At 37.7% G+C, this 25612-nt stretch carries 29 protein-coding genes and 1 pseudogene; 17 read left to right on the forward strand and 13 right to left on the reverse strand.

The window, feature by feature from the left end; all coding sequences use genetic code 11:
- Positions 1–11 precede the first annotated feature (11 nt).
- From hisD to AC07VK_RS19000, 9 genes and pseudogenes are all read left to right on the forward strand, one after another.
- Entirely contained in the window at positions 12–1292 is a 1281-nt protein-coding gene (gene hisD / locus AC07VK_RS18960; protein ID WP_492962494.1) for a histidinol dehydrogenase, read from the forward strand.
- A gap of 107 nt (positions 1293–1399) precedes the next feature.
- A complete protein-coding gene (gene hisC, locus AC07VK_RS18965) occupies positions 1400–2440 on the forward strand; it encodes a histidinol-phosphate transaminase (protein ID WP_492962496.1) in 1041 nt (346 codons plus the stop codon).
- A 138-nt stretch (positions 2441–2578) separates the two neighbouring features.
- On the forward strand, positions 2579–3712 hold the full coding sequence (gene hisB, locus AC07VK_RS18970) for a bifunctional histidinol-phosphatase/imidazoleglycerol-phosphate dehydratase HisB (protein WP_492962498.1): 1134 nt from the start codon (positions 2579–2581) through the stop codon (positions 3710–3712).
- A 193-nt stretch (positions 3713–3905) separates the two neighbouring features.
- The gene (gene hisH, locus AC07VK_RS18975) at positions 3906–4538 is read left to right on the forward strand and encodes an imidazole glycerol phosphate synthase subunit HisH (RefSeq protein WP_230143677.1); all 633 of its coding nucleotides are present in this window, start codon (positions 3906–3908) and stop codon (positions 4536–4538) included.
- A gap of 1 nt (position 4539) precedes the next feature.
- On the forward strand, positions 4540–5289 hold the full coding sequence (hisA, locus tag AC07VK_RS18980; RefSeq protein ID WP_029278668.1) for a 1-(5-phosphoribosyl)-5-[(5-phosphoribosylamino)methylideneamino]imidazole-4-carboxamide isomerase: 750 nt from the start codon (positions 4540–4542) through the stop codon (positions 5287–5289).
- A gap of 102 nt (positions 5290–5391) precedes the next feature.
- Positions 5392–5724: pseudogene (locus AC07VK_RS18985) on the forward strand (endonuclease domain-containing protein); the annotation flags it as partial.
- 9 nt (positions 5725–5733) lie between these two features.
- Positions 5734–6531, forward strand: coding sequence for an imidazole glycerol phosphate synthase subunit HisF (hisF, locus tag AC07VK_RS18990; RefSeq protein WP_494939816.1), 798 nt, complete (start codon positions 5734–5736; stop codon positions 6529–6531).
- 109 nt (positions 6532–6640) lie between these two features.
- Positions 6641–7243: a bifunctional phosphoribosyl-AMP cyclohydrolase/phosphoribosyl-ATP diphosphatase HisIE gene (hisIE, locus tag AC07VK_RS18995; protein ID WP_492962500.1), complete on the forward strand. Its 603-nt coding sequence runs from the start codon at positions 6641–6643 to the stop codon at positions 7241–7243.
- Between the two features lie 636 nt (positions 7244–7879).
- Positions 7880–8782 (forward strand): WD40 repeat domain-containing protein, encoded by a 903-nt coding sequence (locus AC07VK_RS19000; protein WP_492962502.1) that lies wholly within the window; start codon positions 7880–7882, stop codon positions 8780–8782.
- A 1-nt stretch (position 8783) separates the two neighbouring features.
- Here AC07VK_RS19000 and AC07VK_RS19005 read toward each other — a convergent pair whose 3' ends face one another.
- A complete protein-coding gene (locus AC07VK_RS19005; RefSeq protein ID WP_492962504.1) occupies positions 8784–9506 on the reverse strand; it encodes a carboxypeptidase-like regulatory domain-containing protein in 723 nt (240 codons plus the stop codon).
- 38 nt (positions 9507–9544) lie between these two features.
- Complete coding sequence (locus AC07VK_RS19010) at positions 9545–10330, reverse strand: C40 family peptidase (protein WP_492962506.1); 786 nt, start codon at positions 10328–10330, stop codon at positions 9545–9547.
- 110 nt (positions 10331–10440) lie between these two features.
- Between AC07VK_RS19010 and AC07VK_RS19015 the strand changes: the two genes are divergently transcribed.
- Together AC07VK_RS19015 and AC07VK_RS19020 are read left to right on the forward strand one after the other, a co-directional pair.
- The gene (locus AC07VK_RS19015; RefSeq protein WP_492962508.1) at positions 10441–10890 is read left to right on the forward strand and encodes a universal stress protein; all 450 of its coding nucleotides are present in this window, start codon (positions 10441–10443) and stop codon (positions 10888–10890) included.
- Between the two features lie 20 nt (positions 10891–10910).
- The gene (locus AC07VK_RS19020; RefSeq protein ID WP_492962510.1) at positions 10911–11453 is read left to right on the forward strand and encodes a P-loop NTPase family protein; all 543 of its coding nucleotides are present in this window, start codon (positions 10911–10913) and stop codon (positions 11451–11453) included.
- Between the two features lie 52 nt (positions 11454–11505).
- Here AC07VK_RS19020 and AC07VK_RS19025 read toward each other — a convergent pair whose 3' ends face one another.
- Positions 11506–11856: a 4Fe-4S dicluster domain-containing protein gene (locus AC07VK_RS19025; RefSeq protein WP_025143125.1), complete on the reverse strand. Its 351-nt coding sequence runs from the start codon at positions 11854–11856 to the stop codon at positions 11506–11508.
- A 78-nt stretch (positions 11857–11934) separates the two neighbouring features.
- Between AC07VK_RS19025 and AC07VK_RS19030 the strand changes: the two genes are divergently transcribed.
- The 6 genes from AC07VK_RS19030 (at position 11935) to AC07VK_RS19055 (ending at position 17426) form a co-directional block, all read left to right on the forward strand.
- Positions 11935–12951 carry an acyl-CoA reductase gene (locus tag AC07VK_RS19030; RefSeq protein WP_492962512.1) on the forward strand — a complete coding sequence of 339 codons (1017 nt, stop codon included), beginning with the start codon at positions 11935–11937 and terminating at the stop codon, positions 12949–12951.
- Positions 12952–13018: 67 nt separating this feature from the next.
- Positions 13019–13222, forward strand: coding sequence for a hypothetical protein (locus tag AC07VK_RS19035; RefSeq protein ID WP_057932355.1), 204 nt, complete (start codon positions 13019–13021; stop codon positions 13220–13222).
- Position 13223: 1 nt separating this feature from the next.
- Positions 13224–13907 carry a cell division ATP-binding protein FtsE gene (locus tag AC07VK_RS19040; RefSeq protein WP_029278680.1) on the forward strand — a complete coding sequence of 228 codons (684 nt, stop codon included), beginning with the start codon at positions 13224–13226 and terminating at the stop codon, positions 13905–13907.
- 128 nt (positions 13908–14035) lie between these two features.
- A complete protein-coding gene (locus AC07VK_RS19045; RefSeq protein ID WP_029278681.1) occupies positions 14036–14617 on the forward strand; it encodes a nucleotide exchange factor GrpE in 582 nt (193 codons plus the stop codon).
- Positions 14618–14706: 89 nt separating this feature from the next.
- Positions 14707–15867 carry a molecular chaperone DnaJ gene (gene dnaJ, locus AC07VK_RS19050; RefSeq protein WP_029278682.1) on the forward strand — a complete coding sequence of 387 codons (1161 nt, stop codon included), beginning with the start codon at positions 14707–14709 and terminating at the stop codon, positions 15865–15867.
- A 644-nt stretch (positions 15868–16511) separates the two neighbouring features.
- Positions 16512–17426, forward strand: a complete 915-nt coding sequence (locus AC07VK_RS19055) for a Ppx/GppA phosphatase family protein (protein ID WP_492962514.1) — start codon at positions 16512–16514, stop codon at positions 17424–17426.
- Between the two features lie 56 nt (positions 17427–17482).
- On the opposite strand, the gene AC07VK_RS19060 is transcribed toward AC07VK_RS19055, so the two are convergent.
- The 10 genes from AC07VK_RS19060 to AC07VK_RS19105 form a co-directional block, all read right to left on the reverse strand.
- Positions 17483–18160, reverse strand: coding sequence for a peptidase associated/transthyretin-like domain-containing protein (locus AC07VK_RS19060; protein WP_492962516.1), 678 nt, complete (start codon positions 18158–18160; stop codon positions 17483–17485).
- Between the two features lie 52 nt (positions 18161–18212).
- On the reverse strand, positions 18213–18779 hold the full coding sequence (locus AC07VK_RS19065) for a Maf family protein (RefSeq protein WP_492962518.1): 567 nt from the start codon (positions 18777–18779) through the stop codon (positions 18213–18215).
- 69 nt (positions 18780–18848) lie between these two features.
- Positions 18849–19238 (reverse strand): DUF4890 domain-containing protein, encoded by a 390-nt coding sequence (locus AC07VK_RS19070; protein ID WP_086545265.1) that lies wholly within the window; start codon positions 19236–19238, stop codon positions 18849–18851.
- 105 nt (positions 19239–19343) lie between these two features.
- A complete protein-coding gene (locus tag AC07VK_RS19075; RefSeq protein ID WP_492962520.1) occupies positions 19344–20174 on the reverse strand; it encodes a universal stress protein in 831 nt (276 codons plus the stop codon).
- A gap of 424 nt (positions 20175–20598) precedes the next feature.
- Positions 20599–21126, reverse strand: coding sequence for a KdsC family phosphatase (locus tag AC07VK_RS19080; RefSeq protein WP_492954649.1), 528 nt, complete (start codon positions 21124–21126; stop codon positions 20599–20601).
- A gap of 64 nt (positions 21127–21190) precedes the next feature.
- The gene (gene iscX / locus AC07VK_RS19085) at positions 21191–21433 is read right to left on the reverse strand and encodes a Fe-S cluster assembly protein IscX (protein WP_057932363.1); all 243 of its coding nucleotides are present in this window, start codon (positions 21431–21433) and stop codon (positions 21191–21193) included.
- Between the two features lie 98 nt (positions 21434–21531).
- A complete protein-coding gene (locus tag AC07VK_RS19090) occupies positions 21532–21864 on the reverse strand; it encodes a 2Fe-2S iron-sulfur cluster-binding protein (protein WP_029275355.1) in 333 nt (110 codons plus the stop codon).
- Between the two features lie 40 nt (positions 21865–21904).
- On the reverse strand, positions 21905–22669 hold the full coding sequence (locus AC07VK_RS19095) for a Rossmann-like and DUF2520 domain-containing protein (protein ID WP_492962522.1): 765 nt from the start codon (positions 22667–22669) through the stop codon (positions 21905–21907).
- A gap of 4 nt (positions 22670–22673) precedes the next feature.
- Positions 22674–25139, reverse strand: a complete 2466-nt coding sequence (locus tag AC07VK_RS19100) for a heme lyase CcmF/NrfE family subunit (RefSeq protein WP_492962524.1) — start codon at positions 25137–25139, stop codon at positions 22674–22676.
- Between the two features lie 5 nt (positions 25140–25144).
- Positions 25145–25579, reverse strand: coding sequence for a cytochrome c maturation protein CcmE domain-containing protein (locus AC07VK_RS19105; protein ID WP_108200707.1), 435 nt, complete (start codon positions 25577–25579; stop codon positions 25145–25147).
- Between the last annotated feature and the right edge of the window lie 33 nt (positions 25580–25612).

The raw sequence follows: 25612 nt of genomic DNA on the forward strand, positions 1-25612 counted from the left end.
ATTATAAAACATTGAAAATCTACAATTATACAGATTTATCTAAATCAAAAATTGAAGAACTTTGTTCGAGGCAAATTGAAGACGATAAACTGGTTGAAGAACGGGTAACCGACATCATCAGCACGGTAAAAAAAGATGGCGACCAGGCACTTTTTAACTTTGCAAAAGCATTTGACAAAGTTGATCTCGAGAAGCTATTTTTAGATGCGGAAGAATTGAAAGCAATTGCATCTACCATTCCGGCTGAAGCAAAAAAAGCGATCGATACGGCTTACCAAAACATCAAAACTTTTCACCAGTCGCAGTTAAAAACTGAAGATAAAATCGAAACAATGCCAGGCGTGGTGTGCTGGCGCGAATCGAGGGCAATTGAAAAAGTTGGCCTTTATATTCCAGGTGGAACTGCCGTTTTACCCAGCACTTTTTTAATGCTGGCTACTCCGGCAATCATCGCAGGCTGTAAAGAAATTGTAGTGTGCTCTCCTCCGCAGCGTGATGGTAAAACCAATTGTTATCTGGCTTATTGCGCAGTGCTACTGGGTATAGAAAAATTATTCTTGATTGGAGGTGCACAAGCTGTTGCTGCAATGGCTTTCGGAACGGAAAGTGTACCACAGGTATATAAGATCTTCGGTCCAGGCAACCGTTATGTAACCACAGCAAAAACCATGGTTCAAAATAAAGTGGCTATCGATATGCCCGCCGGACCATCGGAGGTATTGGTCATCGCTGATGAGACTGCCAATCCGTCATTTATTGCTGCAGATCTACTCGCGCAGGCTGAACATGGATCTGATAGTCAGGCTATTTTAGTGGCTACTTCTAATCAGATCATTGCTGATACGTTAAAAGAGATTGAAAATCAGCTTACTATCCTGCCACGAAAAGAGATAGCAGCAAAAGCAATAGCCAATTCTTATGCTGTCTTAGCTGAAAATTTAGATGAGGCGATGCAATTTTCAAATGAATATGCGCCAGAGCATTTAATATTGGCTACTGAACATTTCCAAAGCCTTATTCCATCGATTATCAACGCTGGATCGGTATTTTTAGGCAATTTTACACCAGAAAGTGTTGGCGATTATGCCTCTGGAACCAACCATACATTACCAACCAGTGGCTTCGCAAAAGCTTATTCGGGCGTATCAACTGATGCTTTTCTGAAAAAAATCACTTTTCAGCATCTATCGGCTGATGGATTAAACAACATTGGCACTACAGTTGAAATACTTGCAGAAGCTGAGGGCCTCGAAGCGCATAAGAATGCAGTGAGTATTAGATTGAAGAATTAAATTAAGGTAAACCTATATAATGAGGCCGTCATGCTGAATTTATTTCAGCATCTATATAATTAAAAAGACCCTGAATTAAATTCAGGGTGACGAATAAAAATATTAAAATGGACATTAACGATTTAGTAAGAGAAAATATAAAAAACCTTCGCCCCTACTCTACCGCAAGGGATGAATTTAAAGGTCAGGCATCAGTATTTTTAGATGCAAACGAGAACAGTTATGGCTCGCCATTACCGGCAAATTACAACCGTTATCCTGATCCATTGCAACTGGATCTGAAAGATGCAATCAGCAAAATAAAAGGTGTGCCCATTGAGAACACTTTTTTAGGAAACGGTAGCGATGAAGCGATAGATTTATTGTTCCGCGCTTTTTGTAATCCTGGAAAAGACAACGTAATTGTACTGCCACCAACTTACGGAATGTACGAAGTTTCGGCTAACATAAACGATGTAGAAATACGCAAGGTTAGCCTGCTCCCGAACTTCCAATTAGACATGGAGAAGATCGCAGAAACGATCGACAAAAACACGAAATTAATTTTCATTTGTTCACCAAATAATCCGACCGGAAATTCGATAAACCGCGAAGATATTGAAACCATTTTAGCCAACTTTAATGGCATCGTTGTGGTGGATGAAGCGTACATTAATTACGCCCGTCAGAAGACCTTCATTCAGGAGTTAACCGAGTACGGAAACCTAGTGGTTTTGCAAACTTTTTCGAAAGCCTGGGGGCTTGCCGCTTTACGTTTAGGCATGGCATTTTCTTCAACAAAAGTGATCGATGTTTTGAACAAAATTAAGCCACCCTATAACATCAATCAGGCTACGCAGGATTTAGCTTTTGAAGCGCTAAAAAACATCGCTCAGGTTAACGATTGGATTAAAGAATCTGTTGCAGAAAGAGACCGTTTAAGTAAGGCTTTAATTGCACTAAATATTGTTAAAAAAGTATATCCTTCTGATGCTAATTTTATCTTGGTAGAAGTTACCGATGCCTTAAAAATTTACGACACTTTGGTTGATCAGGGTATCATTGTACGCGACCGCTCTAAAGTAACTTTGTGTGAAGGATGTTTGAGGATTACAGTGGGTACAAAAGAAGAAAACGACAAACTATTAACTGTTCTAGAAAATTTTTAAGATGAAACCATCATGAGCATACCGCTCGCAAACAGCAATGAACCGAGCCTGCGAGCTCTTGAACACAAAAATCAAATAGAAACTTGTGAAAAATATGCTCATGATAGCTTCATTACCGTTAAAAAAAGATATATTCCTATGAAAAAAGTATTATTTATAGACCGCGATGGAACGTTAAATATCGAGCCTGACGATGAACAGGTAGATAGCTTTGCGAAGCTTAAATTCTATCCGCGCTCATTATATTATTTATCAAAAATTGCAGCCGAACTGGATTATGAACTGGTGATGGTTACCAACCAGGATGGCTTGGGAACACTCTCAAATCCTGAAGAAAATTTCTGGCCGATCCACAATTTTATGTTGGATACTTTTGAGGGCGAAGGCGTTCATTTTAGTGAAATTGTGATTGATAGAACTTTTGCGAAAGACAATGCCCCTACCCGTAAGCCTGGTACTGCTTTGTTAACAAAATATTTCAGTGAAGATTACGATCTGAAAAATTCTTTCGTGATCGGCGATCGCTTAAATGATGTGGTTTTGGCCAAAAACCTGGGTGCTAAAGCGATTTTTCTTCGTCAGAATGATGCATTGGGTTCTACTGAAGCATTAGATAAACATGAAACGTTGTTGGATGTGATTATTCTGGAAACCAGGAAATGGGAAGACATCTACAACCTGCTTAAAGCAGGAAGCAGAAAAATTCACCACGAACGCAAAACCAACGAAACCGATATTACCATTAACCTTGATCTGGACGGAACAGGAAAAGCCAAAATCGAAACAGGATTAAACTTCTTCGATCATATGCTTGATCAGATTGCCAGACATGGAAGTGTAGATTTAGAGGTAATTGCTAAAGGTGATTTACATATTGATGAGCACCACACCATAGAAGATACTGGCATTGCGCTTGGAGAAGCCTTTGCTAAAGGATTAGGCAATAAACTAGGCATTGAAAGGTATGGTTTTTGCTTACCAATGGACGATTGCCTGGCACAGGTAGCCATTGATTTTGGAGGAAGAAACTGGATTGTTTGGGATGCTGAATTTAAACGCGAGAAAGTTGGCGATATGCCTACAGAAATGTTTTATCATTTCTTTAAATCGTTCAGTGATGCTGCAAAATGCAATTTAAACGTAAAAGCAGAAGGTGATAACGAGCACCATAAGATTGAAGCTATTTTTAAAGCATTTGCGAAAGCGATTAAAATGGCAATCAAACGCGATGCCGAGAAAATGGTTTTGCCAAGTACTAAGGGGCTATTGTAAGAAAGATGGAAGGCTAAAAGGTTTAAGGCGGAGGGTTTTGACGCCCATCCGCTGTTAATAAACCCGATAGAGCGGAATAGCCCGCATCCCGATTCTTCATCGGGAGAGGAATATAAGCGATAGCGGGACTACAGCACCTTTGAAAAGCTGACATTCATTTTCAAAACAGGAACAAAAATATAATGCAAATTGTATGAACGATAAAAATTCAAAGTCTCCTTCAGGGGATTTAGGAGTTGGAATAGTAAATTACGGAGCAGGCAACATCTTCTCCCTTACCGCAGCTTTAGATCGCTTAAATGTGGCTTACGGCATGGTAAACACCGAAAACGACCTCGAAAAATATAGCCACATCATCATCCCTGGTGTTGGCCATGCGGGGGCAGCCATGGAAAAACTGAAAGGGACAGGCTTGGTTGAAGCCATTAAAAAACTAACAAAACCCGTTCTTGGCATTTGTGTGGGCATGCAGCTTATTACCGAACATTCAGAAGAGGGCGATGCAGCGCTTTTAAATATCGTTCCGGTTAAAACCAAAAAATTCGATAAGTCGCTGAATATCAAAATACCACACATGGGATGGAATGCGGTGAGTCCGAAAAACAATTCACTATTTGAAGGTGTTGAAGATAATACACAATTTTACTTTGTGCATTCGTACTTTATTGAATATAACCCTACTTTTGACATCGCATCTGCTGATTATGGTTTAAAGTTTTCGGCAGCGGTACAAAAAGACAATTTTTACGGCGTTCAGTTCCACCCTGAGAAATCGGGAAAAGCCGGCGAACTAGTATTAAAAAATTTTTCAAACTTAAGCTTATAAAATGTACATAATACCTGCTATTGATATTTTGGATGGAAAAGTTGTCCGTCTTCGTGAAGGCGATTACAACCAAAAAACAGAATATGATGTTTCGATCCCCGAAATGATAGAAAAATACCGCTCAAATGGTACAGATTTCATCCATATTATTGATTTAAACGGAGCAAAAGGCGATTTTAGCAATCAAAAAGCACTTTTCGAGATCATCAAAAAAACCGAAATGAAAGTGCAGTATGGTGGTGGCATCAGAACCATTGAGCAGGTGACCAATTTGCTTGATGCTGGCATTCATCGCGTAATTGTAGGTACACAGGCCATTACCAATCCTGATTTTTTACCTCAACTAAGCGAAGCTTTTGCTAAAAAAGACGATTACGCCAACCGTATCGTCATTGCAATCGATGTTTTAGATGAAGTCATAAAATATTCGGGCTGGATGGAAAGTTCGCCAATTAAACTGATGGATTATGTTGACAAATGTCTTTCCTTAGGTTTTTTCCGTTTCTTATGCACCGATATCAGCAAAGATGGAAAACTAGGTGGCGCCGCTATTGATTTATATGAAAAATTGCTTGAACATTCGCCTATGATTAAACTGATTGCTTCAGGTGGTGTAAGTTCGATGCAGGATATCTACGACCTGGCCAAGTACCCAATTAGAAGTGTAGTGGTTGGAAAAGCAATTTACGAAGACCGCATTACCATCGAAGAAATTAAAGAGTGGAATTTGAAGGCCTTGTCAAGTATCTAACCCCCCAGCCCCCTGAAGGGGGAGTTAATAGCATAGTCAATAAAAATGACCTATAAAATAAATGAGGATGATTTTGATTTTTTACAAGTCAATGAACCTAATATGTTTTATGGTGCATCAAATATAATTTTTGAAAATGCTAAACGCCTAAGAAATAATGTTACTGAAGCAGAAAATTTGCTATGGCAAGTTATCAGTAATAAACAATTAGGAGTAAAATTTAGAAGGCAACATCCCATTTCATGTTTTATCGCTGACTTTTACTGTCATGAGGTAAAATTAGTTATTGAATTAGATGGGAGCATTCATGATCTACCAGAAGTTATCAATAATGATATTGAAAGACAAAGGATTATCGAACAATTTGGAATAAAGATAATTAGATTTAAAAATGCTGAACTTTACAATAATTTAGACTCAGTTTTGGAAAAAATAAAAGAAACCATACAGGCTAAACAGCTTGCATCTCCCCCTTTAGGGGGCGGGGGGCTTAGTAAAAGAATAATCCCTTGTTTAGACGTTAAAGACGGTCGTACGGTAAAAGGTGTAAACTTTGTTGATTTACGCGATGCAGGTGATCCTGTTGAACTGGCCGCCCAATACGCACAACAGGGTGCCGATGAATTGGTTTTTCTGGATATTACGGCCACTCACGAGCGTCGTAAAACGATGATTGAAATGGTTAAATCGGTTGCCAGGCAATTAAATATTCCTTTTACCATTGGTGGCGGAATAACCGAAATTGCGGATGCCGAAGCATTATTAAATGCAGGGGCAGATAAAATCAGCATCAATTCGGCAGCAGTTCGGAATCCTAAATTAATAGAAGATCTGGCTAAAACCTTTGGTGTGCAGTTTGTGGTTTTGGCAGTCGACACCAAATATGTAAACGGTAAAAATATGGTCCACCTAAATGGAGGAAGGCTAATTACCGAACTGGAAACCGAAAACTGGATTAAACAGGCTGAAGATTTAGGCGCAGGAGAAATTTTGTTAACCTCGATGGACCATGATGGCACAAAAGCAGGTTTTGATTGTGGATTGCTCAGTAAAGTTAACCAAATGATCAATATCCCGATTATAGCATCAGGTGGAGCTGGTAATATGGCGCATTTTACCGAGGTTTTTCAAAAAGCCAATGTTGATGCCGCACTGGCAGCGTCGGTATTTCATTATGGCGAAATCCTGATCCCTGATTTAAAACAAGAATTGAAAAGGAATCATATTCCGGTGAGAATATAATAGTTAACTCGTCATTGCGAGGAACGAAGCAATCCTAATGCTATGGGTTCGAAACCTGCAAAAGTAGTAAGATTGCTTCGTGCCTCGCAATGACGGAAACATCATAAAAATGAATATCGATATATCAACCCTTGATTGGGATAAAACAGCTGGCTTACTCCCTGTAATCATTCAGGATTACAAAACTTTAGAGGTTTTGATGCTGGGTTACATGAATGCTGAAGCACTGGAAAAAACCCAAGCCGAAGGCAAAGTAACTTTCTTTTCGCGTTCTAAAAACCGCCTTTGGACAAAAGGTGAAACCAGCAACAACTTTTTATTTGTTAAAGAACTTTTTGTGGATTGCGATAACGACACCATTCTAATTAAAGCAGACGCCGTTGGTCCAACCTGCCATACGGGTAGCCGCAGCTGTTTTAAAACAGATTTTAACCAAAACTTTATTTTCGAACTCGAAAACATCATTAATGATCGATATGAAAACCCGGTTGAGGGTTCATACATCAACAAAATGCGTAGCAAAGGGCTAAATAAGATTGCCCAAAAAGTTGGTGAAGAAGGTGTAGAAACCGTAATCGCCGCCCTTGCTGAATCAGAAGAAGAACTCATTGGAGAAGCGTCAGATCTTGTTTTCCACCTTTTATTTTTATTGAAAGAAAAAGGACTATCTATTCAGGATATTGCTAAGAATTTAGAGAAAAGACATCAATAAAGGTAGAAGGCGGGAAGGTTGAGGGTGTAAGGTCTTAAATGCTAAAGCCCCCACCTTAATCTCAAATAAAAGATACAAATAATGAAAAAATGTTGGATAAGATTAATGCGATCATAAAGTCAAAAATATTGATCTGGCATTTTTTAGTGATCTTTATTGGAGCTTTTTTTATTTGTACTTTATTTTTCGCATTAATTATTCCCATTATATTCTGGATGTCTTTAGGAGAAAGTGCAGAATCTGATAGACTTGCAAGTTTACCATTAAATATGTTTATCGGAGAATGGGGAGCATTAGTATTTACTATTCTACTCTGCGTGATTTTCATATTAATAAATTTTAAGAAATTGAACTTTCGAAGGGCAAAATCTTATCTATTAACTGGAGTAATAATTTTGATATTATATTTATTTAGAGTACACATTGGTGGCTTTCTAATTGAAGTTTTTCAGTAATTTAGCAATACCTCGTTTAATAACAAACGATCAAAGCTCAAACTTTCCATAAGCAAAAATTAAATAGTAAAGACCAATTCACTTAAAAATTCACATAAAGGAATGGGCTACAAGACTCGAAGATATAGATCAGCTTTACACCTTCCCTCCTTCCAACCCTCAACCTTCCAACCTCCGCACCATGCTCAAACACCTGCAAACCCTTCCCGGACACCAAAACCCTGTATATGCTTTAGCCAATTCGTATGAGGATGGTATATTTTTTAGTGCAGGAAACGATAAGGGTGTTGTAGAGTGGTCGTTAAATACCATGGCTTTTGTAAAGGTTAAAATGCCGGTACAGAGTTCGGTATATTGTTTACACTATTACAATCAACAATTATTTATCGGTGAACGCAGTGGTGCATTTAGCGTTTATGATTTTGATGATCAGAAAGTAATTGCCAGAATAAATGCACATACCAAACCCATTTTCAACATACAAACCGTAAAGGGTAAAAATGAACTTCTAACCACTGGGGAAGATGGTACAGTTGCAGTTTGGTCGTTAGTAGACTTTACAGAGATTTACCGTTTTCAGGTGGCTTACGATACCGTTAGGGCTATTGCAATTGCACCTAACGAAAGTGAAGTGGCCTTTGGTTGTAAGGATCACCTGATCAGGATTTATAACCTTGCTGATTATAGCTTGAAACAATCGCTGGAGGGGCATTCATTACCTGTTACTTCTTTGGCATATCATCCAACTGGTAAATACTTAATCTCGGGCAGTAGGGATGCACAGTTAAAAATATGGAATCTGCCCAATTATGAGCTTAAAGAAACCATTCCGGCACATATGTTTACTGTTTACGATATTGCCTTTCACCCTACCCTGCCTTATTTCGCTACGAGCAGCCAGGATAAAAGCATCAAACTCTGGGATGCAGAGAACTTCAAATTATACAAAATTTTAAGCTTAGAGAAAGCAGGTATCGGGCATACTCATTCCATCAACAAGATCATATGGAGCCATGATGGCAAATACCTCATTTCTACAGGAGATGACCGGCAGGTAATGGTTTGGGAGATGGGACAGATTTAATCTACCCATTTAACAGCTGGGCAATACGCTCTAAAAATGTAGGCTGATTAATAATAGCAAATCCACCTAAAATAGATTGATCCATCTTCATTTCAACAAAAATAACATCATTTTTATTGAGATTTACTTTTAGCTCTTTATTTTCAAATCCAATATACCTGATATCCAGAATTATTTTATCCTTAAACTGTTTTCTGTCCAACTTTAATTCAAATTCTCCATTTCGATCAGTAGTTGTTCCAATCTTTGAATTTTTAACCCTGATAGTCACGGCAATTAACGGTAATTTATCACCTTTATCAATAACTTTACCTCGTATGGTAACAAAATCATCTTCAGTGTTTTCTTTTAAAACATCATCTTTTAGAGATTTCTTATTATCCGTCTGAAATGTGGGATATGATAACGAAATATTTGCATTAACCAATTTTGGAAAACTCAAAAAAGCAAATAAAGAGGCTGCAATCAGGCTAGGTTTAAATCGGCTAATTGCAAAATTCGATTTTACACGAATTAAACGATCAAGCTGCTCGGGCTTAAATCTTCCACAACTATTCCCTGGATTTTGGTTAAACCACCGTTTTAACTCTGCATCAGTAAAATGGGTAAAATCTATTACAGATTTCTGGCAGGAACTGCAAAATTTCCCGTTTGAATCAGCTTGCATTCCCGCCCACTCTTCATGACAGGGATTTGAGATTTGAATTTTAAATTTAGATGGCATAAAAAATGTATCTTTTATATAGGATACATTTTCGGCTACTATTCCACAAAACGTTTGATAATTCTCAATTTGTGCGAATATTTTCCTAATTCTTTATTAAAAATGCCCTGGTCATCAATCGGATCAATTTTTACCTTGGCTGAGGAGTGGATAATTTCGTTCGGGCTTAACATAATGCCTACATGGGTAATTCTGCCTTCATCGTTATCAAAAAAAGCAACGTCACCAGCCTTACATTCAGCCAAAAAGCCAACCAGTTCACCTTGCTCTGCCTGCTGTGAGGCATCGCGGTTTAACTTAATGCCTAACATTTTAAATACAGTTTGTACAAAACCAGAGCAATCTAAGCCAAACAAATTCCTTCCACCCCATAGGTACGGGATATTTTGAAAAAATTTTGCCGTTTCGGTAACTTTATCGGTAAAATCTACAGCACTATTGTCGTATGGTTCGAAATTCAGTTTAAATTTTTCCTCGCCAGCATAACAAAAACCATCTTCTAAAAAAGGAAGGTTACTTGCCGGACTTAAATGATATGAGCTTCCATCAGCTGCTGTTAGCACATTATTGAAACTTAATGGAGCAAGTAATTTACAACCGTGCATTGCTGCAAACTGGCTTTGGGTAATGGGGGCCAATTGTCTGAAATCCATCCAGCCTTGATAACCATCGTAGCCATTTTGAATGAGCCACCAGCGTTCCTCCTTCTGAATAATTTCGACGTGATCGCCGAATAAAAGCTGCGAAACAATTTCTGCTTTATCTGATGCATCAGCTCTTAAGGGCGCTACAGCAACCCTACAAATACCGTATTGATTTTCCATTTAAATATGCTCGTGTAACTATTGTAAAACTAATAAAATACATCCATTGCCTAACATTTTGCACACAAATTTGTTATTTTTATGATGATCACCTTTTAAATATGCTCGCCATGAATTTTAAAAAAATATTAATCGCCGTTGATAATAGTACCTGCTCGGAAAAAGCGGCAAAAGCCGGTTACGACATGGCTGAAAAATTTGGAGCAGAAGTAGCACTGGTTAACATTATCGAACCTATCCCTGCTAATGTAAACCCCGATTTAACTTTGGCACCGGTATTTTTAGAAACCTATGACAACAGTGAAGAAAACAGCCACATTTTGCTCAAAGAAATGGAGACGAAATATAGCAAAGGTGTAAAAACCACTTATTTAAGTGTTGTTGATACCGCAGCGCATGGTATTATCCAACAATCAGACGAGTGGGGATCAGATTTAATTGTTATTGGCACTTATGGACGTACAGGCTTGTACCATTTTTTAATGGGAAGTGTTGCCGAACACGTGGCGAGAAAATCTGCTTGTCCGGTTTTGATTATTCCTAATAAATGCGATGTTTGAGCTAAATTCAGTTCAAACAAATGAAAATTCACATATTTGGAGCTTCTGGTTCTGGCGTAACTACGCTTGGCAAAGCCCTGGCAAAAAAATTAAACATCCCCTATTTTGACAGTGATCAATATTTCTGGATACCTACTGATCCTCCATTTATAACAAAACGAAATCCTAAGGAAAGAAATGACCTTATAAAAATGGCTTTAACAGAAAGTGATCATTGGGTTTTTGGTGGCTCAAGTGTGAGCTGGGGCGATGGTATTTTTCCAGAATTCGATCTGATTGTATTTCTTTGGCTTCCACCAGAAGTGAGGTTGAATAGATTAAAAAAAAGAGAATTTGAACGTTATGGAGCTGTAATTTATCAGGATCCTGAAAGAATAAAAAAATATCAGGATTTTATCGAATGGGCAACTAACTATGATATTGATCCGATCAAATCCGGCTTCACAGGCAGGTCGTTAAAAGTACATGAGGATTGGATTAAAGATTTAAACAAAGAAATTTTGCAGATTAGAGGTGATTTTACTGTTGAAGAAAGAATAAAAAAAATTATAAACTTTCTATAAACTAAAAAAGGCACCAAATGGCGCCTTTAATATTATAAATATTTTATAAAGCTTATCCTTCCTGATGTAACCAAGCTTTCTTAGCTAATAATTCTTCTTCTGTTTCGCGGATATCTTCATCATCTACGCAACAATCAACCGGGCAAACTGCCGCACATTGAGGTTCATCATGAAAACCTTTACACTCTGTACACTTATCGGATACAATGTAATAAACTTCATCCGAAACTGCTTCCTGAGCTGCATCAGCTTCAATTTGTTGATTACCAAAATCAATGATACCATTTAAATTTGTACCATCAGAAAAACGCCATGCAGTACCGGCATCGTAAATTGCGTTATTAGGACATTCTGGTTCGCAAGCCCCACAATTTATACACTCATCTGTTATTTTAATCGCCATGTTTTCGTCTAATTCTTTTGCTTAGTTTACCTTTGCGCTGCAAATATAAGATATAATCACTTAATAATAATTCTAAATATGTCAGCATTAACTCAAGAAAAAGTAATAATCGCATTCAACAAACTGGGTAAATTGCTTACAAACCCTACTGACATACTAGGAAATGCATTTTATAGTGCCGAAAGTACTAATGCATGGTTTACTGCAGAAAACATAAAAAAATCGATTTTATCTTTTGCTGAAATGTTAAATGAGGCTGATTTGGCCATTTGGTTCAAATCAGTTAAGTTTAGTACCTCACCTAAAAAGATTGGTTTAATCCTGGCAGGGAATATTCCACTGGTGGGTTTACATGATGTTTTAAGTGTATTGGCCACAGGTAATATTGCTTTAATCAAACTTTCTTCGGCTGATGATAAATTAATAAAAGCCGTAATTGCCGAACTCGTCAAAATAGAACCTGCTTTTCAGGATAAAATAGATTATGTAGAGCGCTTAAAGGATTTTGATGCTGTAATTGCAACCGGAAGCAACAATTCATCCCGCTATTTCGATTATTATTTCAGTAAAGTGCCCAACATTATCAGAAAAAACAGGAACAGTGTCGCAGTTTTGGATGGTTCGGAAAGTTTCGGGGATATCCAAAACCTAGGTAACGATATTTTTGATTATTTCGGTTTAGGCTGTAGAAATGTTTCTAAAATCTATTTTCCAAAAGGATATGACATTGCTAATTTTTACGAGGGTATAGAAAGTTTTCAACCTATTATCAACCACTTTAAATATAATAATAATTACGATTACAATAAATCTATCTATCTGGTTAATGCGGCTAAACACTTCGACAATGGCTTCTTGTTATTAAAAGAAGATGAAAGCCTGACATCACCTTTGGCTGTTCTCTTTTATGAAGAATACGAGCAGTTACAAGCGCTTGAAGATAAACTGAAAAACCAATCAGAAAACATTCAATGTGTGATTAGCAAATCGCCTTTAAGTTTAAATACTTTCGGTTTTGGCCAAAGCCAGCACCCTAAACTTTGGGACTATGCAGATAATGTAAATACCGTTGAGTTCTTAAACAACCTAAATTGAATTTCTAAAATTAGTGTTTCAGCTTTCTCCTTTGGTCTTTCAGCTTAAATAGCTACTTTTGGACACAATGTATATCGTTAAAGTTAAAGGCATAGCCAAAATTCCAGATTACGTACAGTTAAGAGATGACAAGTTTACACTTTTAGCTTATTTTAGGGTTGACAGACCTGATAAATCGCTGGAAAAACTCGGACTTGGCGACAAGCAAGAATACATTATGGAAATGGTTAAAGATTTGCCTTTCGGGCAGATTGCAAAATTAGAAATATAATATGGCAGGCAACTCAGTAATTCATTTAAGCAATGTTGATGTTTTTCAACAGAAACATCTAGTCCTCTCAAACGTAAATTTACACATCGAAAAGGATGAATTTGTCTTCCTGATCGGCCAAACAGGTTCGGGTAAGAGCAGTTTGCTTAAAATATTATATGGCGACTTACATATTGGTAATGGAGAAGGTAATATTGCTGGTTTCGACCTTAAAAACCTGAAAGAAAGTCAGGTACCTTTTTTACGCCGTAAATTGGGTGTAGTTTTTCAGGATTTTCAATTGCTTACCGATAGAACCATTGAAAAAAACCTTGAATTTGTGCTTAAGGCAACAGGTTGGAAAGATGAAAAACTAATTAACGAACGCATTAAAGATGTTTTAGACAAAGTTGGTTTACGTTCTAAAATCAAAAAAATGCCACACGAAATTTCTGGTGGCGAGCAGCAACGTATTGTTATTGCAAGAGCATTGTTAAATGATCCGGAAATTATTCTTGCCGATGAGCCTACAGGGAATTTGGATCCGGAAACATCAGAAGAAATTGTAACCCTTTTAAAACAAATTAGCCAGGCCGGAACTGCGGTTTTAATGGCTACACACGATTACCATATCATCCGTACTTTCCCTTCGCGCATTATTAAATGCGAGAATGGAGTTGTGCACGAAGATGCGCAAATCGTATAAAAAATTCTGACATCCGTCAGCTAATCAGCCAATCTGTTCAGATAAATACAAATAAATCTGACAGCTTGGCTGATTTCCGTTTATGGCAAAATAGTTGAGATCAACACAAAAAAATTCAGCCCAGTATTATGTTTAATAAGAAGAAAAATAACGATAAAGAAGAAAATATAATGAATCCTGAAAATACATCAGAAAATACTGCTGAGAATGTAGAGAATACTGATGCTCCTATTGCTGAAACTGAGCAGGCGCCCGAATTATCTGCAGAAGAAAAATTGCAAGCGGAAGTTCAACAGCTTAACGACAAATATTTACGTTTATACGCTGAATTCGACAATTATAAACGTCGTACACAAAAAGAACGCGTAGAATTATTGCAAACCGCTGGTAAAGATGTAATTGTTTCACTTTTACCTGTTTTAGATGATTTCGACCGTGCATTAAAAGCAATGGAAACTGCTGCTGATGTTGCCCCGGTTAAAGAGGGTATTTTATTGGTAAGCACAAAGCTAAAAAACACTTTAGCACAGAAAGGATTGAAAGATGTAGAAAGCATCAGTCAACCTTTCAATACCGATTTCCACGAAGCAATTACCAATATCCCTGCTCCTAGCGATGATCTTAAAGGGAAAGTGATTGATGAAGTTGAAAAAGGTTATACCTTAAATGATAATGTAATCCGCTTTGCTAAAGTTGTAGTTGGAGCGTAAGAAATAATTATTGAATGATTGAATTTTGAATGATTGAATTAACATTCCCTCATTCCTTCACTCAATCATTTAATCATTTTATAAAGAAGATGAGTAAAAGAGATTATTACGACGTATTAGGCGTAACTAGGGGCGCAGCCGCTGATGAGATAAAGAAAGCTTATCGCAAGATGGCAATTAAATATCATCCGGATAAAAATCCGGGAGATAAAGCTGCTGAAGATAAATTTAAGGAAGCTGCCGAAGCTTACGAAGTTTTAAGCAGTCCCGATAAAAAACAACGTTATGACCAATACGGTCATGCGGGTGTTGGCGGCGCAAGTGGCGGCGGTTATGGCGGTGGCGGCATGAACATGGACGATATTTTCAGCAATTTCGGCGATGTATTTGGTGGTCACAATCCTTTCGAAAGCTTTTTTGGTGGTGGTGGCGGCCAGCAACGCGGCGGTCGTCGTGTAGCCAAAGGCTCTAACCTACGTATCAAAGTTAAATTAACACTAGAGGAAATTGCACATGGTGCAGAAAAGAAAATCAAGGTTAATAAACTAATTGTTTGTAAAACCTGCGATGGTTCTGGTGCTAAAGATAAATCATCGGTAAGTACCTGTGGTACCTGCGGCGGTAGCGGCCAGGTGCGTAGAGTAACCAATACTATTTTAGGCCAGATGCAAACAGCATCTACCTGCCCTACCTGTAACGGTAGCGGTCAGCAAATTACCTCAAAATGTACAGTTTGTCATGGAGACGGTGTTGTACGTGGCGAAGAAACCATTACCATCAATATTCCTGCTGGTGTAAGTGAAGGTATGCAGTTAAGCATGAGTGGAAAAGGAAATGCTGCACCTAATGGCGGTATCCCAGGCGATTTAATTATCTTAATTGAAGAAACGCCACACGAAACCTTAAAACGCGAAGGCAACAATATCGTTTACGATTTACATTTAAGCTTCGTTGATGCTGCTTTAGGAATGAGCATTGAAGTGCCAACAATTGATGGTAAAGCAAAAATCAAAATCGATCCGGGTACACAAAGCGGAAAATTGTTACGCTTAAAAGGTAAAGGTTTACCAGAAGTGAATTCTTACCATAGAGGTGATGAGATTATCCACATCAACATCTGGACTCCAAAAGCTTTAAGTAGCGACGAACGTAATGCTTTAGAGAAATTACGTGAATCGCCAAACTTTAAGCCTCAACCGGGTAAAAATGATAAGAGTTTCTTCGAAAGAATGAAAGAATACTTCGAGTAATTAATTAAATATAAATTGAAAAACCGATGTCGCAAGCATCGGTTTTTTTGTTTTAATGCAAATTTTCATGCTAATCCGATTTTATGAAGTCAGATGTTACGATCTGACTGTATACTATTCCAGTAAATTTGGATAATTGATCTTTCCCGTGTCAGATGGTAACATCTGACACCACGGGACAACAGGTTATTTAGTGAAGTGGGATGTATCCTAACTGTTCAGGTAAAACTAAGTAGCAACTCCAGTTATTTTATTTTTTTGCCGTGTCAGATGGTAACATCCGACTCCACGGAAATTACACACAATAATAAACAAGTAGATTTTGGAAAGCAATTGCAATACTCGTACTAAAGCTAGTCGGGCTATACGCTGTAGTCTCGATGAAAAATCGGGAGCTGCCGCTGCTATCCCGTTTATTAACCTGGGTTTGTGCTACTATTTATGGAAACCTCGCAAGAGCGTAAACTTATAAGCCACTTGCTATCATGCTAAAACCAACAGCCACTGAAAAATAAACCTTATGGCGATGGTATTTCGCTCTACTACCCTTAATTTAGCCCCCACAATAACGAGATTTAATGGAGAGCAGGAAACAGTTACCAAAGAACCACTGCAAAGCTTTCCAAAATACAAAAATATAGACTATGCGCATTGCAGTTATCGACCTGGGTACGAATACCTTCCATTTACTTATTGCTGAAACAACAGGAAATCAGCCTGAAATTTTATACAAGAACAATGTGCCTGTTAAATTGGGCGAAGGAAGAATCAACGACAATATTATCATTCCTGCAGCCTTTGAAAGAGGCGTGAACTGCCTTAAAACGTTTAGCCATACCATTGCTGAATATCAGATTGATGAGGTAAGGGCTACGGCTACTTCGGCGGTTAGAAGCGCAGAAAACGGGCAAGATTTTGTTAATGCCGTAAAAGAAAGAACCGGAATAAGCATCGAAACGATTAGCGGCGATGAAGAGGCTGAGTTAATTTACCAGGGTGTAAAACTGAGCGGAGCAATTACAGAGATATCTTTGATTATGGATATTGGTGGCGGAAGCGTAGAATTTATCTTATGCGATAACGAAAAACTGATCTGGAAAAAAAGTTACAACATTGGAGCAGCGCGTTTAATGCAACAGTTCTTTAAATCAGATCCCATAGCCAACGATGAAAAGAATGCCATTTTATTTCACATTCAAAATCAACTGGCAGATCTTTTCGAAATCTGTGAAAAATACCATCCAGAAATTTTAATCGGATCTGCGGGGGCATTCGAAACATTTGCCGAGCTTATTATTAGAAAAAACAGGTTAAAAGCTGATATTAACACGGTCAAAACTTTCGCGTTCAATTTCGACGACTACATTGCAACTTCGATCAAACTACTCAATGCTACGCATAAAGAACGGGCCGAAATGCCAGGTATGATCCCATTAAGGATAGATATGATTGTGATTGCGGTACTAATTACCAACTATGTATTGGGCAGAGCAAAAATAAACCGTTTAACACTCTCTACCTATGATTTAAAGATGGGGGTTTTGGCCAGCATGATATAAAAAAATGATCCATACGGATATGGATCATCGAGAGATTAGCGTATATTAATTTAGGATTATTTCTTCTTAATTGAGGGGATTACCATTCCCATGATCATGGGCTCAGCCTTATTAAGCTTAAGGCTGTTTTGTTTTTCCTTAGAAAAATCAATGGTCAAAAATGCCCTATACCTCATGCTTTCAACCACTAATTTATTATTGTTTAGATCAAATTTGTTATCTAAAGTGATTTCATACCGCCCGTTTTTATCGGTTAATGCAAAAAATTTGGTGTCAAGAATGGTTAATCTTATGCCTGCAGCAGGTTTATTGTCGGCACCGATAACGTAACCGTATATTTTTTTTGGTACAACGGTTTTTTTATCATCTGTTTTGTGGTTTATACTTCTTGTTATTTCAATCGGCATTTTGAAATTTTCTGCCCTGGCATCCATCACAAAAATACTCATCCCTATGGCGAGTACACCAAGATATTTCATCCAGTTTCTATTGTTTGTTGGCACAATAGCTAAATGGTAGTTGAGCTGGTTTAATTGAGTTTGGCTCAGGCGACCGCATACAGACGAACCTGCATTTGCCAATACATTAATGATTTCGGCATTTGTGTAACCTGAGAAATCGATTACATTTTTGCTGCAAGCCTTACAAAAATTAAAACCTTCACCTTTTTCCATTTCATCCCAGTTTTGCAAACAAGGTTCTGCTATGGTAACTTCGTTAATTCTCGTTTTCATCGTGGTTGTTTTTAGAGATGATGAAACTTTTAAGAGAATTCCACAAGGAGTTTTAAATAAATTTCTGAAGCTCGTTATAAAGCTTTTCAGTTGGAAGCCCCATTACATTAGTATAAGAGCCTTCTATCCGTTGTACCACTACAATACCCCACCAATCTTGCACGCCGTAACTTCCAGCCTTATCAAAGGGTTTATAATTATCGATATAGAAGTCGATTTCATCAGCTGTAACTGATTTACAGTAAACTTCTGTCCTATCGTAAAAAGAATGAATTTTATCGCCTTTAACAAGTGTTACACCTGTAAAAACTTCATGCCTGCTTCCCGATAACTTTTTTAACATTTCCTGTGCATGCGCCCTATCTTCGGGTTTGCCTAAAATTTCTCCGTTTAAAGCTACAATGGTATCAGCTGTAATCACTATTTCACCGTTAGCGGTAAAAGCCTTAGCTTTCTGTTCCGAAATATAAACGGCAATTTCTGCGGGACTTAAATTTGGCGGGTAGCTTTCGTCTACATCTTTTAGTTCGACTTTAAAATCTAAGCCCATAAGGGTTAAAAGTTCCTGTCTACGCGGCGATTTAGATGCTAAAATAATGGGAGGGAAATTGGCAGGCATATTTTATTTTTTTGCTAAAATAAGAAAAGCGACATAAAGCCGCTTTTCTTATTTGATATTTTACCAGGATTAGTTATTTCCACCACCTTGTCTACGTTTTTCCATTTCGGCACGTTGCTCTTTTTGCCAAGCTTCGTAAGTTTTTTTCTGATCGTCTGTTAATACTGCAGTTACTTTTGCATCATTGTCAGCACGCATCTTTTGCATTTTCTCTCTCATTGCATCTCTATCGCCACCACCTTGCATTTCTTCACGCATTTTTTTCATGGTTTCTGCCTGCTCGGTAAAAACAGTGGTCAATTTTGTTTTTTGATCATCAGATAATTTTAATTTTTCGTCTAACTGTTTTACTCTCTCTTCAGGTTTCATCATCATTCTACCTTGCCCACCACCTTGTTGCGCGTTAGCGAAACCAGCTATACCTAGCATTAATCCGCAAATCATCATTAATTTTTTCATGTTGTTCTTTTGTTGTTTTTGGTTGAAAATTGAGCTAATTGGAGTGCAAAAGAAAATAAAAGTTTAACGGCACTATGTAACTTAGCTGTTGCAAAATCCAGTTTATTAATCTTTCAACAATAACACTGGTACATGCGATTTAATGGTTAGCTTTTGAGATACACTTTCATGCAATAAGCTTTCGAAAAAACTATATTTCTTAGGCAATGCGATAATTAACTGAGCTTCTTCGCTTTTAGCAAATTTTACTATTCCTTTAATGGCATCAGGATGATCAGCGTAGTGATAAGCTGGAGAAAAATCTTTGAGCATTTCGTGTAAAAAGTGTTCTTCCTTCAAATCAATCACATCACCAGAATTGATATTAAGTACCAAAAGTTCTAAGGCATGTTTGCTTAAAATATTTTTAAGTGCATGCATGGGGATCACCTCTTTAACCTTTTTAAAATCGCAGGCCAAAATGGCTTTACGGATCGATTGATAATCGGCCTTAGGTGGAACAACCAACACCGGAACCGGGCTTGATTTAGAAATTTTGATCGCATTAGAACCGATATCGCTTTCGTCTTTCGCTTTTTTACCGTTACTACCGATAATAATAAGTTCGATCTCTTCCCTATTTACCCGATCGATGATAGAACGTAAGATTGTTTCTCTTGTAAGGTAAACTCCTATTTCAGCCTTGGGATTGATTTCGAGCATTTTTATCTTAAGTTTTTCCAGTGCTTCGAGCCTTCTCGTCATTTCATCGGCGATATGATCATCTGTGGTAACAATTAAATCGGGGGTTGGCAGAATGCTTTCGTATGCTGAAACATAATAGGCATTAAGCAGTATGATTTTGGAGTTCGTCATCGCAAAACTCAGCCTGGCGGCATATTTGGCTGCGTGATCTGCTGTTTTCGAAAAATCTACTGGTACAAGGTATGTGCTCATGTGACTAAATTTAATATTTTTTACATTAATAAATTAATCAATCGATTGATTAATTTATTAATGTAAATTTCGCATATAATCTGGTGTATTGCAAATTTTAATGTCTGAGATTTATAATCTTTGATCTTCTCTAAAGATGTTTCGATTCTAATAAGGGTGACGATAACTTGGTCGTCATTTCGACTGCAGCACTGCGGAATGGAGAAATTTTTAACTTAATTAGCTATTTGGATGAATGACGAAAAGATCTTTCGACTCCCCTCTTGATGACAACTCGTAAAGAATTTTACCATCCGAATTCGCTATGCTAGGATTAGGTAACTAAAAATCTATTTGCCTGAAAGATCCTGAAACAAGTTCAGGAAGACGATTCGTTATGGCACCTGTACTAATTCACTAATGAACCAATGGCTATTAAACCAATTTACATACCCGAATCGGCAGCATTTGGATTTTCATCATGCCATCTGCCCTGTACTTTCATTACTTTTTCGATAATATCGCGGACAGCGGTTTTGCCTCCATTGTAAGGAGAAATGAATGTAGATATCGCTTTTATCTCTTCTACTGCATCAGCTGGGCAGGTTGGAAGGCCTACCAATTTCATTACTTTTAAATCAGGAATATCGTCGCCCATGTAAAGTACTTCTCCTGCAGTAATGTTTTTATCCTGAAGATATTGATTAAAAATGGCCACCTTATCTCCTGTTCCGAGGAAAACATCAGTTACACCCAGATTGAAAAAACGCTTCCCCATAGCAATACCATCTCCACCAGATATAATACAGATGTTATATCCTTTTTTAACCGCCAACTGCATGGCGTAACCATCTTTAATGTTAAAAGTGCGCAACGACTGCCCATTATCAGTAACCTGAACTGATCCATCGGTAAGCACACCATCTACATCAAAAATGAAAGTGGTGATCTCTTTTAGTTTTTGTAAAAACATTCGCGCGTTTAGGGTTAAGCGTTCGGTACTGACTCTGAACTGATGACTCCGAACTCAGGACTAATTATTGATTATCTCTCCACTCGTAAACCCAGGCAGATTGAATTTGCTCTAAATGGCCTTCACTGCTTTCTTCACGGGTGCCTTTAAAGTTTGGCAACGCTAAAACCCATTCTAAAAGTTCGGTAAAGCGGATACGGTAGATTTTGGCTTCTGTAAAATCATCACCAAATTTCTCATATAAAGACATTGCAATATCTTCGTAATCGTTCCAGTAAAAAGGTAAAGCAAATTTATCGTTGTTCATGTTGTTTTGTTGTTGGTTAATTATTTGAATTGGTTAATCGGTTAACGGTTTAAATCGGCTAATCGACTCCCGACTGAAGACTTCGGACTCCAGACTAATTAGTGTCCCATAAAGTCAGACTGATCTGGAATGGTAACTTCGATATCGCCGTTAATTACCACACATTGGCAACCTAAACGGGAAGTAATTTTCGGACGAACAGCTCTATCGATAAAGTCTTCTTCTTTATCAGAAATCTCTTCGATATTATCCATACCTTTTGTTACGTATACATGGCAGGTACTGCAACCACAAACACCACCACAGTTGTGCTGTAATTCGATTCCGTTATCCAGACAAACATCTAAAACAGATTCTCCCGCTGCTATTGGTAATTCAATAGATTCGTGATCTGCTTCTTCAAAATTTATTTTTAGTTTAAAAATGCTCATAATTATTTTGCAAAAGTAAGAAGCAAAAGCCGTAATTATGCTATTTCAGCGTTAATTTTATGCTATCGCTCAATGTTTGATAAATGTTCCGCAATTCGGGCATATCGGTTAACATGCTCAAATGTTTATTTAAAGTGCTTTCGTCAGCCCTAACTGCCGGCCCAGTCTGCACATTTTCAGGTAGATTGCCCATTACCTTATCGGCTGTTTCGGCAATTAACGGCCTGATGATTTCAAAATCCAAACCGTTCTGACTTAAAATTTTATTCGCCAGAGCATATAGGTGATTCGGAAAATTACAGGCAAATACTGCTGCAAGGTGTAATACTTTTCTTTTCTCTCCACCTAACTCATATACTTGACGGCTAATTTTAGCTGCCAGATTCTTCAAAATTGCCAATTGATTTTCATCGCTCGCTTCGATACAAAGCGGGATATTTTCAAATGAAACCGCTTTATCTTTCGAAAAAGTTTGCAAAGGATAAAAAACACCTGCTTTTTTTACCTGTGACGATAAAATATTAATATCGGTAGTTCCGGAGGTATGCACCACCAAACCGCTTACATTTTTTAATGATTTGGCTATGGTTTCAATGGCATCATCCTTTACCGAGATAATATATAAATCAGCATGCTGTTTAACCTCATTTAAATCGTTTACAGCTTCGGTCGCTATCAGATCAGCCAATAACGCTGCATGGTTAAGGTTTGGGCTGTACACTTGTACTACATCTTCACCTATGGCTTTTAATGCTTTTGCTAAGTGTGTGGCAACGTTTCCCGAACCTAATAAAACAACCTCCATGATTTTATGCGGTTTTGGCCTCTTTTCTTCTTCTGAAAATTGAAAGTAAGAAACCAACAACCATTACAATAGTACCTGCCCAATATAAATTGATGAAAGGAAATTCTATTGCTTTAAAAACTACCCAGTCTTTAGCCTGTTGCGGTTTTTCAAAGATCTGAAGCTCCACTTTTTTCTCATCTGGTAATACCCTGGCAAAACGGAATTTCAGATCCAGTTCATCCACCTTACGGGCAAAATCGAACGTATTATTTCCTTTGATCAAGAAAATAGGCTCTGTATTGTAAACTTTACCTGCAGCGTTAACCTCTAATGGTAAACCAACAGCATAATCGCCCTGGCCTAAAACTAAATCTTTTGCAGTAGGTTTTCTGTTTAAATCTTTTACGGTAACAATACCACTTGAGGTGTGAATGGTATCTCCTACCGAAACCTTAACAATACGCGGCGCTTTATAATTTTCATCATCTGAATGACCTTCGTGATCTTCATGTGATGTTTTTTTAATGGCCGCACTGGTGATGTGGGTATAAACATCATAAGTAAGGTAATGCTTAGTGTCAGGAGAGGCAATTAAGCCCATTTTTTCGTTTTCCTGCACGTGCGGATGTAAGTTAAAATCTTCTTTAACCTTACCTTCTTTATCTAAAACTTTAAAATTGAGGGTATAAATGGTATTGGGTGCTACAGCAGTATCGGCAACATAGGTTACAGTGTACTTACCCATTTTCTTGGGTTCGTTTTTGTATAACATGATGTTCTCGCCAGGTTTTTCTACTTTTTCGAAATCTTTTACCGGAATAAATTTAGTATCATTAATTGATAAAGGTTGGTTTGTAGCGGCAGAAATTAATGCACCTAAAATCAGGAAGGCAAAACCAATGTGTGCAATTGCCGATCCAGCCAATTTTGCCTTACCACCGAAAGCCTGATATAATACTGCAGCATTAGAAAGAACGGCAAACAAACAACTAAAGGTAATCAGGATGTACATGGTGTTGGTATAAATCTCAGCCACATATACCAAACCTGCTGTTAACACAATAGAGAAAATAATAGCCGATACCAGACTGCTATAAAATTTGCGTGGATCAGTCCTTTTGTATTTTAAATATTGAGAGAAACCTGAAATTAAGGTAATTAATACCGCAAAAGGAGCCTGCCATTGATTGTAGTATTTTACAGCATCAATTGGCGGAGTAAAGTTTGTTCCAAAGGCTTTGTTAAATACAGGAACTGATGTAGAGAATATTACCTGGATACAAGCGATGGTTACCACTAAAGCCCCAATAAACATCCAGAATTCGCGCGAATAAGTTTCTTCATCCTTGGTGGTAATTGGCAATTCTTTCCATCTTACTACAATGAGCACAATTGCTAAAACAGCGAAAACAACATTGTATAAAATTAAGTGGCCAAACATCCCCATATCGGTAAACGAGTGAACTGATGTATCACCTAAAATTCCGCTTCGGGTTAAAAACGATGCATAAAGCACCAATAAGAAACTTAAAAAAACCAGGGCAATTGCCGTAAAATAAGCATGTCCTGTATTTTTATACGCAATCATTACGTGTACGGCACCAATTAAGGTTAACCATGGAATTAAAGAAGCATTTTCTACAGGATCCCAAGCCCAGAAACCGCCAAAATTTAGCGCTTCGTAAGCCCAGAAAGAGCCCATAATAATACCTGTACCCAAAACCATTACCGCAAAAAGCGCCCAGGGCATAGCTGGTTTAATCCATTCTTTATACCTTTTTTGCCACAAAGCCGCAATTCCATAGGCAAAAGGCACAATCATGCTGGCAAAACCTAAAAATAAGGTTGGTGGGTGGATAACCATCCAATAGTTTTGCAACAATGGATTTAATCCTCTACCATCGGTAATAAATTTTAAATAATTGGCGAAGTTTTCAGGGTTTGCGAAAACTACAGGAGCCATTGATTTCAGATCAAGAGAATCTCTTAATAGAATAAACGGGGAACTTCCGATGCGCTCACCAAAAATCTCTACACCTAAAAGCATTGAAGTTAAAAATACTTGAGAGAAAGCTACAACCGTCATTACAGGACGCTCCCAGGTTTTAGCTTTCCAGATTAATAGAGTACCTAGAAACGATTGCCAGAAGGCCCAGAGCAAGAAACTTCCTTCCTGTCCTTCCCAAAAAGCAGAAATAATATAATGAATTGGAAGCTGTTTTGAAGAGTGCCAATAAATATAACTGTATTCATTGTAATGGCCCAGTACCAGGTAGAACAAAATTGCTCCGATACCAATGATACAACCAAAATTAACCAGGAATCCAATCCGACCTAAGTTACGCCAAGATTTATCTTCTAAATTTTTATCGCGACTGGCATAAAAATATGCGATTGTTGAAAGTAATGATGCACTAAACGCCAGCACAATAAAAAACTGCCCGATTTTACCCGGTAGCAGGTTTTCGCCTACAAATTGAATATCCATTAAAATTAGTTATATTTTTTCTCACCGTACTTACCCACCGTATCAACCTTACCGTCTTTATTAATTTCAACAAGGTTATCGTTATATTTAGATGGGCATTTCATTAAAATTTTCGATGCGTAGAATTTGTCCTTATCCATTTTACCGATAAGCACTAATTTTTCAGATTTTTCGAAATCCTGCGGTTTGGTACCTGCGTAAATTACCTCTCTCACTTCTCCCTTTTCATCTTTCATATGGAATGAAAAATGGTTAGCGTCTTTTACGGCGTCGTAGTAAGTGCCCATCGATTTTACCCAATAGCCCATAACATGCTCTTCTTTCTCAGAAAGGGTTGCCTGTTTGAAATTAGAGTAGGTGTCGGTATTTGCGTTTAAGCTAAATAAAATCCCTACGGAAATTGCGATGGTAATCAATCCAATGATTGCACTTTTCTTCATGGTTATACTTGTTGTAAAAGCTGGCAACAAAGA

The sequence above is a fragment of the Pedobacter sp. GW821-FHT01D05 genome (genome assembly GCF_059422505.1).